Source organism: Candidatus Marivariicella sp. (assembly GCF_983056325.1).
Genome location: NZ_CEZOWA010000012.1, coordinates 13,585 through 29,234, shown reverse-complemented (window position 1 = coordinate 29,234; position 15,650 = coordinate 13,585). Strand labels below are relative to the sequence as shown.

Annotated in this window: 12 protein-coding genes; 7 read left to right on the top strand and 5 right to left on the bottom strand. The window is 31.1% G+C overall.

Going from position 1 to position 15,650, the window contains the following annotated elements; genetic code table 11:
* Window positions 1-12 precede the first annotated feature (12 nt).
* The 5 genes from AC3ATN_RS05340 to AC3ATN_RS05320 all read right to left on the bottom strand — a co-directional run bounded on the left by AC3ATN_RS05340 (window position 13) and on the right by AC3ATN_RS05320 (window position 4,758).
* The gene (locus tag AC3ATN_RS05340; RefSeq protein ID WP_487532199.1) at window positions 13-621 is read right to left on the bottom strand and encodes a DUF975 family protein; all 609 of its coding nucleotides are present in this window, start codon (window positions 619-621) and stop codon (window positions 13-15) included.
* A 48-nt stretch (window positions 622-669) separates the two neighbouring features.
* A complete protein-coding gene (gene madM / locus AC3ATN_RS05335; protein WP_487532198.1) occupies window positions 670-1,410 on the bottom strand; it encodes a malonate transporter subunit MadM in 741 nt (246 codons plus the stop codon).
* The gene (gene madL / locus AC3ATN_RS05330) at window positions 1,407-1,784 is read right to left on the bottom strand and encodes a malonate transporter subunit MadL (RefSeq protein ID WP_487532197.1); all 378 of its coding nucleotides are present in this window, start codon (window positions 1,782-1,784) and stop codon (window positions 1,407-1,409) included. Before madL ends, madM begins: the two co-directional genes overlap by 4 nt.
* A 36-nt stretch (window positions 1,785-1,820) precedes the next feature.
* On the bottom strand, window positions 1,821-3,407 hold the full coding sequence (locus AC3ATN_RS05325; protein WP_487532196.1) for an amidase: 1,587 nt from the start codon (window positions 3,405-3,407) through the stop codon (window positions 1,821-1,823).
* Window positions 3,408-3,501: 94 nt separating this feature from the next.
* The gene (locus tag AC3ATN_RS05320) at window positions 3,502-4,758 is read right to left on the bottom strand and encodes an aminotransferase class V-fold PLP-dependent enzyme (protein ID WP_487532195.1); all 1,257 of its coding nucleotides are present in this window, start codon (window positions 4,756-4,758) and stop codon (window positions 3,502-3,504) included.
* 118 nt (window positions 4,759-4,876) lie between these two features.
* Here AC3ATN_RS05320 and AC3ATN_RS05315 point away from each other — a divergent pair, with 118 nt between their 5' ends.
* The 7 genes from AC3ATN_RS05315 (at window position 4,877) to AC3ATN_RS05285 (ending at window position 15,648) form a co-directional block, all read left to right on the top strand.
* Window positions 4,877-5,755, top strand: a complete 879-nt coding sequence (locus AC3ATN_RS05315; protein WP_487532194.1) for an ABC transporter ATP-binding protein — start codon at window positions 4,877-4,879, stop codon at window positions 5,753-5,755.
* Window positions 5,756-5,768: 13 nt separating this feature from the next.
* A complete protein-coding gene (locus AC3ATN_RS05310; RefSeq protein ID WP_487532193.1) occupies window positions 5,769-9,347 on the top strand; it encodes a M1 family aminopeptidase in 3,579 nt (1,192 codons plus the stop codon).
* Between the two features lie 126 nt (window positions 9,348-9,473).
* The gene (gene pckA / locus AC3ATN_RS05305) at window positions 9,474-11,081 is read left to right on the top strand and encodes a phosphoenolpyruvate carboxykinase (ATP) (RefSeq protein WP_487532192.1); all 1,608 of its coding nucleotides are present in this window, start codon (window positions 9,474-9,476) and stop codon (window positions 11,079-11,081) included.
* A gap of 33 nt (window positions 11,082-11,114) precedes the next feature.
* The gene (locus AC3ATN_RS05300) at window positions 11,115-11,474 is read left to right on the top strand and encodes a hypothetical protein (protein ID WP_487532191.1); all 360 of its coding nucleotides are present in this window, start codon (window positions 11,115-11,117) and stop codon (window positions 11,472-11,474) included.
* Window positions 11,475-11,648: 174 nt separating this feature from the next.
* The gene (locus AC3ATN_RS05295) at window positions 11,649-12,941 is read left to right on the top strand and encodes a DUF4856 domain-containing protein (protein ID WP_487532190.1); all 1,293 of its coding nucleotides are present in this window, start codon (window positions 11,649-11,651) and stop codon (window positions 12,939-12,941) included.
* A gap of 84 nt (window positions 12,942-13,025) precedes the next feature.
* On the top strand, window positions 13,026-14,225 hold the full coding sequence (locus tag AC3ATN_RS05290; RefSeq protein ID WP_487532189.1) for an imelysin family protein: 1,200 nt from the start codon (window positions 13,026-13,028) through the stop codon (window positions 14,223-14,225).
* 40 nt (window positions 14,226-14,265) lie between these two features.
* Window positions 14,266-15,648: an HTTM domain-containing protein gene (locus tag AC3ATN_RS05285; protein ID WP_487532231.1), complete on the top strand. Its 1,383-nt coding sequence runs from the start codon at window positions 14,266-14,268 to the stop codon at window positions 15,646-15,648.
* Window positions 15,649-15,650: the final 2 nt, after the last annotated feature.

The following is a 15,650-nucleotide window of genomic DNA, read 5'->3' as shown; positions in this document are numbered from 1 at the left end:
ATATAAATTAAGTTATTTTATTCCTTCATAGAATGATGCATAAGACAATTGCATCCAGGGTAAAACGAATATAGCACCTATAAATAGGCATAGAATACCTAAAATAGCCCAAGGAATAAATCTTAAACTTAAACCCAAAAGTTTTGTTTTGTTTCCCTTCATTATTTTCCAACTCTCTTTGAGTGTATCTACAACTCCAAGTTCTGGTTTATCAATCATTACATAGTATGCCATCGAAAAACCGAAAGCTAGAATAATACCAGGGATAATTAAAAGAATCATTCCTAAAATAATTAATGCAATCATAAGAAAATAGACTCCCAAGATTTTACCCAGGGACTTGAAACCATCAAAAATATTATTATAATCTGCTGAACCATTTCTAAAAAGGTTCAATGAGTAAATTGAAAAACCTAAAGCAAGAGGACCAGCAACCAGCATTGAAACAAATCCAAGAGAAATATCCTCCATACTACCAGCTTCAATAGAGCCAATTGCTTTTAGGATTTCTGAAATAGTTTGAGGTATCATTACTGTTAAACCAACTAAAAAGGCTGTAGACCAGTTATTATTGAGTTTTTCGCGAGCATTTCGCATGTGGGTTAAATTAGTAGAAGCCATAATAATTGTTTTTTAAAAGTATATTAATATAGTATAAATAAAGGTATTTTAAAGTATTATTACGTCAATTAAAAAATAAAAAACAGATGGACACAAAAGACACCCTATTCCTGTGTAAAATGTTGCAGTGAGAGCCCCGTATGGAACGAGCTTTTCATCCGTTGCTGCCAATCCTGCTGCGACTCCACTTGTGGTCCCTATTAAACCTCCAAAAATCATTGCTGAATTTGGATTATTCAAACCTATTTTAGAAGCGACGAGTGGAGTAAATATTGAAGTTATAATAACCTTTACAACACCAGTAGCAACACTAAGTGCAATAATCTCAGAACTTGCACCCAATGCTGATCCTGTTACTGGTCCGACTATATAAGTGCATGCACCTGCCCCTATCGTAGTTAAACTTATGGGATCTGAATACCCCATGAATAATGCAACCGTTACACCTATAACAAATGAAAAGGACACACCAATGAATAGTGAAAGTATTCCTGAAATACCAGCTTGCTTAATCTTAATAACATCTACTCCCATTGCAGTAGCAACAACAGAAAAATCTCGTAACATAGAGCCACCTAGAACTGCCATTCCTCCCATATACGGTAAATCAGCAACCCCATTATCGTCACCTAAAAATGCTAGAAAAAGAGCAATTATTATTGCTATTGCTGCTCCTGGAACTATATTATTTAATATTTTTTTTGAAAACAAAAAAGACAGAAACATGATAACTCCGACAATGAAAAATGCAAAAACTAATCCATTAGCATCTAATATCTTCTCAATCATTCTGATTTATTTTTTAAATTTCTGTTACTCATTTTGGATAACAAAGGAACTAACACAAAAGCCAAAAAAGTAACTAAAATCCCAACTATTAATGCAAGCCAACCACCAAGCATTGCTGCTTTGACATTTTGACTAGCAGACATTGCAACTACAATTGGGATATACATTGTGCTCCAAAATAGAATTCCATTCTCTGATTTAGAAATATTTATATTCTTTGATTTCAAGTAAGAATTAATAAAAACAAGTAAGAACATTGAAAAACCAACACCGCCAATATCCCCCGACAATCCAATTATAGATCCTAGAAATGTTCCTGTAATTTTTCCAACTAAAAAACAAAATGCTAATAAAGCTACTCCGTAAATATTCATATAAATAGTTTTGAATTAAGTTGCTATTTCATTGGATTAATATTCATCATTTATATGAAACTTAGGAATAATTCTAGCTTTAGATGACTGCTCAAAAGCATAGGAAACTTCAATTAAAGTAGGTTCACTCCAGGCTCTTCCAAAAAACGAAATACCTACTGGTAAACCATGAACATTACCCATAGGAACTGAAACAATAGGATATCCTGCCCAGGCTGATGGAGAGGAGCTAGAAATATGATAATTATCTCCATTGAACCAATCTGTTGACCAAGATGGACTCCCTGTTGGTGCAACTATTGCATCTAAATCATTATCATTCATAACTTTATCAATACCTTCCGTTTGACTTAATCTTTTTAAAGCTAATAATGAATTCAAGTATTTATCACTTTTAACTCCCTCAGTGCTCTGTGCTAATTTAAGATAGGCTTGGTTAAAATATTTTAACTCGATTGAATCATTTTCGTTGAACTCAATTAATTCCTCTAAATTTTTTATTTGTGCTTTACTTCCCAAGGACTTAAAGTAGTTATTTAACCCATCTTTATATTCATGAATCATAACCTGAAACGAGTGAGCTCTCGCTTCAGCCGGAGAAATAGTCTGAATTTCAATAACTTCTGCTCCCATTTTTTTTATTAATTCAACAGATTTAGAAAATAAAGAATCTACCTTATCATTCATTCCAAGAGGTCCTATATAAACTCCTATTCTTTTTCCATTTAATCCATCTTTATTCAAAAACTGGGTATAATCATCATGTTTATTATTTAAACTTGCCGATGTCTTTTTATCATTTTCATCAACACCGGTAAGAAAACCAAGGCATATTGCTGCATCTTGAACACTTCTTGCCATAGGTCCAGCAGTATCTTGAGTATACGAAATGGGAATAATACCAGATCTACTAATTAAACCTACAGTTGGTTTAATTCCTACCACACCATTAACGGTAGAAGGACAAACAATTGATCCGTTTGTCTCTGTTCCAATTGCTAATAAGGTAAGATTTGCAGAAACAGATACTCCCGATCCAGAACTAGAGCCACATGGATTTCTAGTTAAAACATAAGGGTTTTTGGTTTGACCATTAATACCACTCCAACCACTAGTAGATCTTCTTCCTCTAAAGTTTGCCCACTCACTTAGATTTGCCTTACCTAGAATTACTGCTCCAGCCTTTCTCAGTTTTTCAGCAACCTTACTGTCTTTAATCGGTCTCGAACCTATTAAAGCTCTTGATCCAGCTGTAGTGGACATTTTATCGTTAGTATCAATGTTATCTTTTAAAAGAATGGGGACCCCATGTAAATAACCCCTGGACCCTTGGGTCTGTAATTCATCATCTAATGACTTTGCTATTGAAATTGCTTCGGGATTTATTTCAATAATAGAATTAAGTCTTGGACCATTTTGATCAATTTTATTAATTCTGTCGATGTAAGATTCAATGACCTCTTGAATTGTATAATCTTGATTTACATAACCTTTATTTAAGGTCACAATATCTATCTCAAGAAATTTAAAATCGTTTAAATCAGTATTTTTTGAATTAGAAGATGGATTACATCCAAAAAACACAAAAAACATAAAAAGTATGTAAATGTTGAAAGTTTTCATGATTAAACTAATTGAATTTATTACCTAAAAATAATCATCATAAAGTTAATTAATTTAATGAAGGTGGTAAATGTCTTTGTTATTTAAAAAAATTTTAAACTCGACTTAACGATTTGATTGCATTAATAAAATGATCTAACTCTTTTGTTGTGGTAAAAACATTGGGAGATATTCTACAACCATTTACATTAGCATAATTTATTGCTACAGTGAAAATATTAAATTGTTTAAATAATTTTTCTGCTAAATCCTTGGAGGACATATTTGTAAGTCCAACATTAGCGATGGCGCAACTCTTTGTTTTATCTTTGGGTGTATTAATAATCACATTAGGATAGTCTCGTAATTTTCCAGTCCAATAATTTTGAATATATCTTAATCGCTTTTCTTTTCTTTTGATCCCCATCCATTCTAGATAATCTAATGCATCGTTAATTGCCAGGTTGATGTGAACTGGATGTGTTCCAATATGATTAAGGCGGTCTATATCATTTAAATCATTTTTATGATCTGCCAAAAGAGGCCAAATTTTAGAAGTATGTTTAGAATTAACGTATAATAAGCCAGCACCAAGAGGAGTTGCCAGCCATTTATGCAAGCTAGACCCATAATAATCACAACTTAAATCATCGATATTAAAATCAAAATGACCGATACAGTGGGCCCCATCAACCATAACTTCAACACCATACTTATGTGCCATATCACAAATCTTTTTTATTGGTAAAATATGACCAGTTATATTAATCATATGACAAACCATCATAAGCTTTGTTTTTGAAGTTATTTTGGACTCATATAAAGACACAATTTCCTCATCAGACTTGGGATGATTCGGAACAGAAACAACTTTGTTTATGACGCCGTGACGTTTGGAAACCTGGTCAAACATAACCTTCATAGCTCCATAATCTTGGTCAGCATAGATCGCTTCATCTCCCCTTTTCCAGGGAAATCCACCAATAATCAAATCTAAAGACTCCGTTGTATTTCTGGTTATAACGATACTGTCTGAGTTGCAACCAACAAATCTTGCAAGTCTTTGAGTAATTAACTTTTTGTCATTTAAAAGATTATTTCTCATATAATAAGAACCTTCAATATTGATTTTCTTAATATGTTCAATATGTTTTGAGAGTGTTGGTTTTGGAATTATATTATAATAACCACTTTCAAGGTTTATGTAATCTGGTTTTAATTCGTAATGATCTCTAATTTTATTCCAATAATCTGAATCAAAATCCGGGTAATTAATATTTTGTTTAACTAATGAAGATTCATAACTGGAAGATATCAGTATCGGAGAGGCTAATGCAGCTCCAAATGTTTTTAAAAATGCTCTTTTTTTCATTTATATAAGTATCAACTTAAATATATGAAATCATTTTTAAATATGATTTTTATTTAAACACTAGCATTGTATTACTATTTGTGTTTTATATATATTAGCCACATAAAAATTTGATTCTATGAAAAAGTTAAAATTAAATAACCTTTCAAAAACTTATCCAAACGATGTAAAAGCTCTTGACGATGTTTCAATTGAAATTACAAGTGGAATGTTTGGCCTTCTAGGTCCCAATGGTGCAGGAAAATCATCATTAATGAGAACAATTGCAACGCTTCAGGAAGCCGATTCTGGTTCAATCTATTTTGATGAATTAAATGTTTTAGATAATACAAAGGAGTTTCGTCAGCATCTTGGCTATCTCCCACAAGAATTCGGTGTATACCCGAGAATTACAGCGGAACAGTTATTGGATCATATTGCAACTTTAAAAGGAATTTCTATAAAAAGCGAAAGAAAAGAACTAGTGAAATATCTTCTACAAAAGGTCAATCTATACGATAAGAAAAATAAAAATGTTAAGGGTTTTTCTGGTGGAATGAAACAAAGAATTGGAATTGCCCAGTCACTAATTGGGGATCCTAAAGTTCTAATTGTTGACGAACCCACTGCTGGACTTGATCCGGGCGAAAGAAATCGATTTTATGATTTACTTTCAGATGTTGGTGAAGATGTTATCGTAATTCTCTCAACACATATAGTAGACGATGTTAGAGAGCTTTGTACTCAGATGGCAATTATGAATTTTGGAAAAATAGTTTTTAGTGGCGCCCCGGATGAAGGGATCAAATCATTAAAAGGTAGAGTTTTTGAAAAACAGATAAATAAATCTGAACTAGATTTATATAGACAAAATCACCACGTGATTTCAAATAAATTAATAGCAGGAAAACCTATAATTCATATTTTAGATGACAATGCACCAGATAAAACCTTCAAGAAAATTAATCCTTCACTAGAAGATGTGTTTTTTAGTAATATCCAAAAAAATAATCAATAAAATTATTTAATATATGTTCAAGAACTTTTTCTTATCAGAACTCAAGTATAGCTTTAAACAGCCAATGCTTTATTTGTTTTTTTTAATAGTTTTTTTATTGGTTTTTGGTGCTACTGCATCTGACAACGTAACTATTGGAGGCTCGGTGGGAAATGTCTTCAGAAATGCTCCTAATATTGTTACAATATATTCCCTTATAATGTCCCTTTTTGGTTTGTTATTTGCTGCAGCATTTTTCAACAACTCAGCATTAAGAGATCATAAAAATAATTTTCATGAAATTATTTTTTCAACCCCAATTGATAAGTTCGGATATTTCATGGGTAAATTTTCAGCTTCACTATTACTATCAACGATACCTCTAACAGGGGTCTTTTTCGGAATTATTCTTGGATCAAAAGTTGCTCCATTAATGGGATGGGTTGAAGCAGAAAGATTTGGTCCATTTTTTATTGAAACTTTTATAAGTAACTACTTTGTTTTCATTTTACCTAACATGTTCATAGGAGGAGCAATTATTTATTCTTTGGCTCAAGAATTTAAAAATACAATGATTTCTTTTGTTGGAGCAATGTTAATACTTGTAGGATATACAATTTCAGGAGAACTAACATCAGATATTGATAATGAAACAATTGCTTCTTTAGTTGATACTTTTGGCATCAGAACATATAATATATCATCAAAATACTATACCACACTTGAAAAAAACACTCTTAACCCCTCACTAACAGGCCTACTTCTTTACAATAGACTTATTTGGATTGGATTTGCAGCTTTAGTACTTTTCACATCGTATCTAAGATTCAGCTTTGAAATTAAAAAAAGCAAAAAGAATAAAAAGAGCATAAATGAAACAGATAATGTCTTTTTAAAAGCCATCAAAGAGACTCCTAAAGTTCAAATTTCTACAAACTCTACCTTTCTACATTTTAAAAGTTTTTTTAAACTTAACATGAATAGTATTTATAGACATGTAACTTTTAAAATTCTTTTTATTTTTAGTATTATACAACTAGTAGCTGGGTTGGCTTCAGGGTATGAATATTTTGGCCTTAAATCTTATCCACTAACCTACTTTATGATTGATCAAGTCAGTGGATCTTCCGGTTTATTCATTTTAATTATTTTAGTGTTTTTTAGTGGGGAGTTAGTTTGGAGGGACAGAGATGTTCAACTAAATGAAGTTATTGATTCTACACCTCACTCTACCCTTGTTCCACTTTTTTCCAAAACTTTATCTCTATTTTCATTATCTATTGTTATTCATGTAGCACTTGTATTTATTGCCATTATATATCAGTTGATTTCAGGTTTTACCGAAATTGATCTTCTATTGTATATAAAAGACTATATGTATAATATGTTTCCGGTTTATTTTACCATGTGTTCACTACTTGTTGCTATTCAGGTTATTGTCAACAATAAATATATTGGATATCTGGTATCTGTAATTGTTTTATTGGGATTTGATATCATTTTATTAATACTAGATGTGAATTCCAATATGTTATCTATTGGATCGACTCCTTACATGATATATTCTGATTTAAACGGTTTTGGACCTAGTAATATAGGTGTATTTTGGTTTAGTCTTTATTGGATCCTTTTTTCACTTTTTTTACTTTCACTTTCGGGAATGATATGGAATAGAGGTGCAAAGAAGTCATTTAAAGAAAGACTAAAGAGCATAAACAGCAACACAAGTCGATCTTATTCAATTGTTGTTTTATCAATTGGAACTTTGTGGGTATTAACTGCATCTTTTGTTTTTTATAATACCCAAATATTGAATAGTTATAAATCGAGTGATAAATATGAGGAGTTAGCCGTTTCTTATGAAAAGGATTATAAGAAATTTAAGGATTTACCATTTCCTAAAATTATTGAAGCAAAATATAATATCGATATTTTTCCTGAAAAAAAGACAGCAGATGTTTTAGCTTTATTAACTGTAACAAATAAAATAGATATTCCTATTGATAGTATATTGATAAATGTGAGCAAACAGTGGGATCTGAGTTTTGATTTTCCTAATGCATCTCTAATTAGTAAAAACGAAGATCATGGAGTTCATTTTTACTTGATTGATCCACCAATGCTTCCCGGTGATACTTTGATTGTTGAAATTAGAAATAAATACCAAACAAAAGGTTTTTCCAATGGAGGAGAAACGACAAGTATTGTTAAAAATGGATCATTTTTAAATAATTTTGAAATATTACCTGGTATCGGGTACGACCCAGGAAAAGAAATTGGGGATAAAAATAAAAGAAAAAAATTAGGACTACCTCCCAAAGAACGAATGCCAAAACTAGAGGTTGAATGTGGAGATAATTGTGATAAAAACTATTTAACCCAGGGGTTTTCTGACTATATTAATGTTGAGAGTATTATTTCTACTAACATAGATCAGATTGCAATTGCTCCAGGTTCCTTAATTAAGGAATGGGTAGAAAACAATAGAAAATATTATCAATATAAATTAGATCATCCTTCACAGAATTTCTATTCTTTTATTTCAGCAGATTATCAGGTTGCAAAAAGAAAATGGAAAGACGTAGATATTGAAGTTTATTATGATGAAAAACACTCTGTGAATATTGATATGATGCTTAACGCAGTGGAAAAATCTCTTGATTACTACACTAAAAACTTCGGACCATATTATCATAAACAGGCTAGAATTATTGAATTTCCAAGGTTTTCTACTTTTGCACAGGCATTTCCAGGAACAATGCCTTATTCAGAGTCCTTTGGTTTTATTATTGATCTAGAAGATGAAGAAGATAATAATGTTATAGATGCGGTAATTGCCCATGAAATGGCGCATCAGTGGTGGGCACATCAGCTTGTTGGAGCAGACATGCAAGGTGGAACACTAACAAGTGAAGCCTTTTCAGAATATTCATCATTAATGACTTTAAAAAATATATCCAAAACCCCGATGAAAATGAGGGAATTTCTTAAGTACGATCACGATAGGTATTTAAGAGGTAGATCTGGAGAATTAGAAAAAGAACTTCCCTTGTATAAGGTTGAAAACCAGCAGTACATTCATTACGGAAAAGGAAGTGTAATTCTATACGCTCTTCAGGATTATATTGGCGAGGAGAAAGTAAATAATGCCATGAAAGAATTTCTTGAAAAGTATCGCTACAAAACTCCTTATCCAACATCTTTAGATTTTTTAGAAATTCTTGAATCAAAGGTTCCTGACTCGCTAAACTATTTAATAGATGATTGGTTTAAAGAAATTACTTTATATGATAATCGACTAAAAACTGCTGTTGCAAAAAAATTAGACAATGGAAAATATCAAGTAGATATTGAAATCGAAGCTTCCAAAATAAAAGCTGATTCACTTGGAAATGAAAATAAGGTTAGTTTGAATGAGTGGATCGACATAGGAGTTTTTTCTGACGATGATGAGAAAAACTTAATTCATCAAAGAAGAGTTAAAATAAATGATTCCTTGATGAGTTTTACAATGATTGTTGACTCACTTCCAATCAAGGCGGGGATTGATCCTAGACATATTTTGATAGATCGTGTTTTTTCTGATAATATAAAAGCAGTATCATTCCAATAAAAATTATCAACATTTTGTTTATTATTTTTTTAATTTTTAATTAAAAAATAATATCATTTAGAATACATTTGAATAGAGGTTATAAAGTTTTTTTTAATATAAATTCATAATTTAAAGTGATGTTATATGAATAAAGAGTTAATGGAATCCCTTTCCAAACATGGTTTAAATAGTAAAAAAATACACTACCAATTATCTCCTGAAAATCTTGAAAAAATTATAATAAAAAGCAATCAAGGTGTTCAATTATCTTCAAATGCCTTAGCTATCAATACGGGAGAATTTACAGGACGTTCTCCTCAAGATAGATTTATTGTAAAAGATAGTATAACTAAAGATAAAATATGGTGGGGAGATATAAATATTCCTTTTGAATCAAAAAAATTTGATAGTCTTTATACAAAGATTACTGGATATTTAAATGATAAGGAAATATACGTTAGAGACTGTTATGCTTGTGCTGATAAAAATTATAGACTCAATATAAGGGTTGTAAACGAGAATCCTTGGTCAAATTTATTTGTTTATAATATGTTCTTAAGACCAACAGAGAATGAGTTAAATAACTTTTCACCTGAATGGACTGTAATAAATGCACCAGGATTTTTAGCTGATAAAATTATTGATAGCACTCGACAACATAATTTTTCAATAATAAATTTTGCTAAAAAAATCGCTATTATTGGTGGAACTGGTTACACGGGAGAAATTAAAAAAGGAATTTTTTCAGCTTTAAATTTTATTTTACCTGTCTATAAAAATGTTCTTCCAATGCACTGTTCTGCAAATATTGGAGAAGATAATCAAACATCAATATTTTTTGGACTCTCAGGTACTGGTAAAACTACTTTATCTACTGATTCAAAACGAAAACTAATTGGTGACGATGAACATGGGTGGACTAAAGAAAATTCTATTTTTAATTTTGAAGGAGGTTGCTATGCTAAAGTTATAAATTTAAATAAACAAGATGAACCAGAGATCCATGGAGCAATTAAAAAAGGAGCTTTATTAGAAAATGTTATTGTTGATTCTCATGGAAATGTAGATTATAATAATGATTTGATAACTCAGAATACTAGAGTAAGTTATCCTATAAATCACATAAACAATATTAAAATACCCTCAATTGGTAAGAATCCTAAACATATATTTTTTTTAACTGCTGATGCATTTGGGGTATTACCTCCTATTTCAAAATTAACTCCAAGTCAAGCTGCATACCACTTCATATCTGGTTATACAGCAAAAGTTGCTGGTACTGAAGCTGGAATTAAAGAACCAACCCCCTCTTTTTCGGCTTGTTTCGGAGCACCATTTATGCCACTTCATCCATCCTATTATGCAGAACTTTTAATTAAAAAAATGAATGAAACAAAAGTTAATGTATGGCTTGTTAATACGGGCTGGACAGGTGGTGCGTATGGAGTTGGAAGTAGAATAAAATTAAAATATACAAGACAAATGATAAATGCAGTATTGGGAGGGTCTTTAGGTACTTATAATTCTAAAGATTATCATATTCATTCTGTTTTTGGTCTAGCTCAACCAAGAAAATGCCCAGGTATTCCAGATAAAATATTGAGTCCAAGAGCCACCTGGGGAAATGACAAAAGTTATTATGAAACCGCATTCAAACTTGCGAACGCATTTAGAGATAATTTTAAAAAGTTTGAAAATGAGTCAAGTGAAGAAATATTAAGGGGCGGTCCACACAGAACTGCCAATAATTAAAGTTTTTTTATTAGTTTAACCAAAAAAATAAAAATGAAAGCAAATATAGCGAGTTTAGTAAATGCAGTAGCATTAGTTTCGATGGGTTTATGGGGGTATTTTGCTTCCGAATCAAGAGCGGTAACTGCTCTAATACCTGTTTTTGTTGGTATTGTGTTGCTCTTGATTAATAATGGTGTGAAAAATGAAAACAAAGTAATAGCTCACATTGCAGTCTTATTAACTCTTATTATTTTAATTGGACTGATTAAACCTCTTATGGGTTCAATTGAAAGAGGAAATTCTTTACCTATTATAAGAGTTGTTATTATGATTTTAACATCCGCATGGGCATTGAAGGTATTTATCCAGAGTTTCATTGATGCGAGAAAAGCTAGAGAATCTAAAAAATAGCTTTTACTCAACAAGTATTAATTTTAAAAGCCCCTATTCATAGGGGCTTTTTCAATGATTATATATATTTTATTTTCTTATCGATAATTAATCTAAATAAATTTTGATTTAAAAACTTTGCGTTTTATATTTGCTAAAACTTATTTAGAATAAATAAAAATAAAATATTATATTATGAATAAATCTTTAAGTATGTCAATATTATTTTCAATAATGATTTTATTAGGATGTGAAAAAGATCCTACTATTATCACTAAAACTGAATTTTTAACTGAAACTGTTACAGTTGATGTACCTGGCCCTGTAGTTATAGTTCCAGGAGAAACTCAAATAGTCGAAGTTCCAGGAGCAACAATTACTGTTCCTTTACCTCCAGCTGAATATGAATTTACTAGAAATGGTGTTTCTACTGTATATTATAGCGGTCAAACAACTAGACTTAAACAACACGATGAGTTAAAAAGTGCAATGAATAGTAAAACATCAACAAAAGCTGAAATCTTAGCAATGTTAAATGATGGTTCTGGTTTTTCAGATTCTACTTTAGATGGAAGTAAAAAAATAGGTAATAAAACTGCTGTTAACAGCGCAAATAGTGCTACTAATAAGGCTATAATTGAATCTTGGATTACTGAATTTACTGATGTAGTTCAGCCTGCTGTGGTAGCTGGAACAGATGCTTCAGCTGGAATAGCTGGATCCGTATCAGATGCTGGTGGAGGATCAAGAACAGGTACTAAGGTTAACGCTAAAGGTCTTGAAATGAATCAAGTGTTTAGTAAAGCTTTAATTGGTGCTTTCAACTTAGATCAAATTATCAATGAAAATGGATCTTTCGGGTATGTTACTCAGCCTAAACTCAATCCAGTTGCAGCCGACAACGACGCTGGAGTTATGCATTACACAAACCCCTCTGATGGTTCTATAGCTAATGTTACAAAAATGGAACACTACTGGGATGAAGGCTTCGGATATCTCTACGGCCAGGACAATCAATACTCACCTGCCTTAGGTCAAGGTGGTTTATTGAATGATTATTTAGGAAATGTATCTGCAAATTATGCTATTGGAATTGCCGATGACATATATAATGCGTTTAAACTTGGAAGAGCTGCAATAGTTGCAAAAGACTATGTTACACGTGATGCTCAAGCTACTATTATTAAAGTAGAATTGTCAAAAGTAGTTGGTGCAAAAGCAGCTTCCTACCTAAGAAGTGGTGCAGGACACGTTACAAATAATAATATGGCTTCTGCCTTTCATTCACTGTCAGAAGGATATGGTTTCATTTTTAGTCTTCAGTACACACAAAAGGCTGATGGGACTCCATATATGACTAAAGCTCAAGTTGATGCTAAGTTAGCTGATTTAGAAGCTGGTAATGGTCTTTGGGACAGAACTGCTGCTGAATTAACTGCAATGGCTGACGCTATTGATACTGCAACAGGCATTAATACAGACCTTTAAACTATAGTGTGATTATAATAAATTGTTTAACAGTAATACGACAATCGATTGATACCGATTGTCGTATTTAAATTTTGAAAAATTTTGAAAAAAGCTTTTTTTATTTTAATAATTATAACAATTTACTTCTCATGTTCTACTAGTGACATTAATGAAAGTGATCCTGTATTCCTAGAACCAGTAAATACAAATACCACCAATACTTCCTCTTCAACAAGTATTGATAATAGTTCCAATACTACTCAGACCAACTCCAACACATTTAATAGGGAGGCAATGCTTGTATTTTGGGCAGATAGTATTATAATTCCCGCACAACTAAAGTTTCAAACAGACTTAATAGCACTGTCTAACTCTATAGATGACTTTTCATACAACTCAAATCAATCTTCATTGGAGCTAGTTAGAGAGAATTGGTTTATTGCTTATAAATCGTGGCAACACATTGAAATGTTTAATATTGGAAAAGCCGAAGAAATTAATTATGGTGTTAGAATGAATGTTTATCCTGTGAACACCGTAAGAGTTGAAACTAATATAACCAACAGTGTTACTGATATTGAGCATCCAAATGACTATGCGGCTCAAGGACTTCCAGCTCTAGACTATCTTTTGCACGGTATAGGACAGAGTGATTCTGAAATTTTAGAGAAATACACTACAGAAAATAGCAAGTATTTAGGGTACTTAGCAGTACTTTCAAATAAAATGAATGAACTTACTGATTCTATAATCAATGATTGGATTTCGTCATACAGAGACGCTTTTGTTTCTTCAACAGATAACACCGCTACTTCTAGTATAAATAAATTAACAAATGATTTTATTTATTATTATGAAAAGGGGTTTAGAGCAAATAAAATTGGTATTCCAGCAGGATATTTTTCAGGAAGTACATTACTAGACAGAGTAGAAGCATATTACAGAAGAGATATATCAAAAATACTTGCAATTGAAGCTATCAACGGTATTTCAGACTTTTTTAATGGAGTTTCTTTCAATGGAAGTATGTCATCAACAGGTATTAGCTTTAAAGACTATATTGAATTTTTAGAGACTACAAAAAACGATACTCCCCTGGGACAGCTAATAATTGATCAATTTGAATCTGCAAAAAATCAGATAAATAGCCTTAACAACGATTTCACAATACAACTCGAGAATAATAAATCGGATATGCTGGTCACATTCGATGTAATTCAAGTTGCGGTTGTTCTTTTGAAAGTTGATATGCTTCAAGCTTTAAATATAAACGTTGACTATATTGATGCTGACGGAGATTAATTAGCCGAATTATACTAAGTTTGGAAAGACTTGAAAATCAATACCCGACAATATTAAAAATTATTTAAAAAATAGTATTACTGATTCAGCTCCTTTGGCTGTTTTTAGAATTTTCTTTGGGATTCTAATGTTTGTAAGTATCGTTAGGTTTTGGAAAAACGGTTGGATTCAAACACTTTATATAGAGCCAAAATTTCATTTTACATATTATGGTTTTAGTTGGATTAATGATTTTGCGGGATTTACATACATACTTTTTTTTATATGTGCATTATCTTCAATTTCAATATGTTTAGGATACAAATACAGAGCTTCAATAATCATATTTTTTCTATCGTTCACATATATAGAATTAATAGACAAAACAACATATCTAAATCACTACTACTTTATAAGCTCAATAAGTTTTTTAATGTGTTTTCTACCATTAAACTGCTTCTATTCATTAGACAGTTATCTTTCAAATAAATCGTACAGTATAGTAAAAAAATGGACGGTAGACTCCTTAAAGCTTATGCTTTGTATTGTATACTTTTATGCAGGAATTGCTAAAATTAACTCCGAGTGGCTTTTGAAAGCTATGCCCCTATCAATATGGCTGCCTTCAAAATACGATTTACCAATAATTGGTCAGAACCTTATGCAAGAGGAGTGGGTTCACTTTTTTATGAGTTGGGGTGGAATGTTTTACGATTTATTAATTCCATTTTTACTATTATATAGTAGAACAAGATTATTTGGATTTGCTCTTGTAGTCTTTTTTCATGCTTTTACAAAAGTCTTATTTCCAATTGGAATGTTTCCTTATATAATGATTGTTGCATCCTTGATCTTCTTCGATCCTAAATTTCATCTTAGTATTTTAAATTTAATTAATAAATTTTTTATTAATGCAGCTAAATTTTTAAATCAAAATACAGATAGAAAAATTAATATTATTAAAACTCCTCCTATTACGAATAAATCAACTTTAAATATTGTTATAATCTTTTTTATTTTTCAAATACTAACTCCTTTAAGATATTCATTATACCCTGGAGAGTTATTTTGGAATGAGGAAGGGTATAGATATTCCTGGCGTGTAATGTTAATTGAAAAAAGAGGTTATTCAAATTTCAAGATAGTTGACAGCATTAGTAAAAAATATTTTTATGTTCAAAACGATGATTTCTTGACATCATACCAAGAAAAGCAAATGAGTTTTCAGCCAGATTTTATTTTAGAATATGCACACTACCTTGGTGATCATTTTAAGATTCAAGGCCATAAAAATATTCAAGTTTTTGTTGATTGTCATGTCGCATTGAATGGGAGATCTAGTAAAAGATTTGTTGATCCAAAAGTAAATTTGTACAACCAAACAGAATCATTTAAACATAAAACATGGATCATACCATTTGAAGATGAAATTAAAGGATTTTAAAT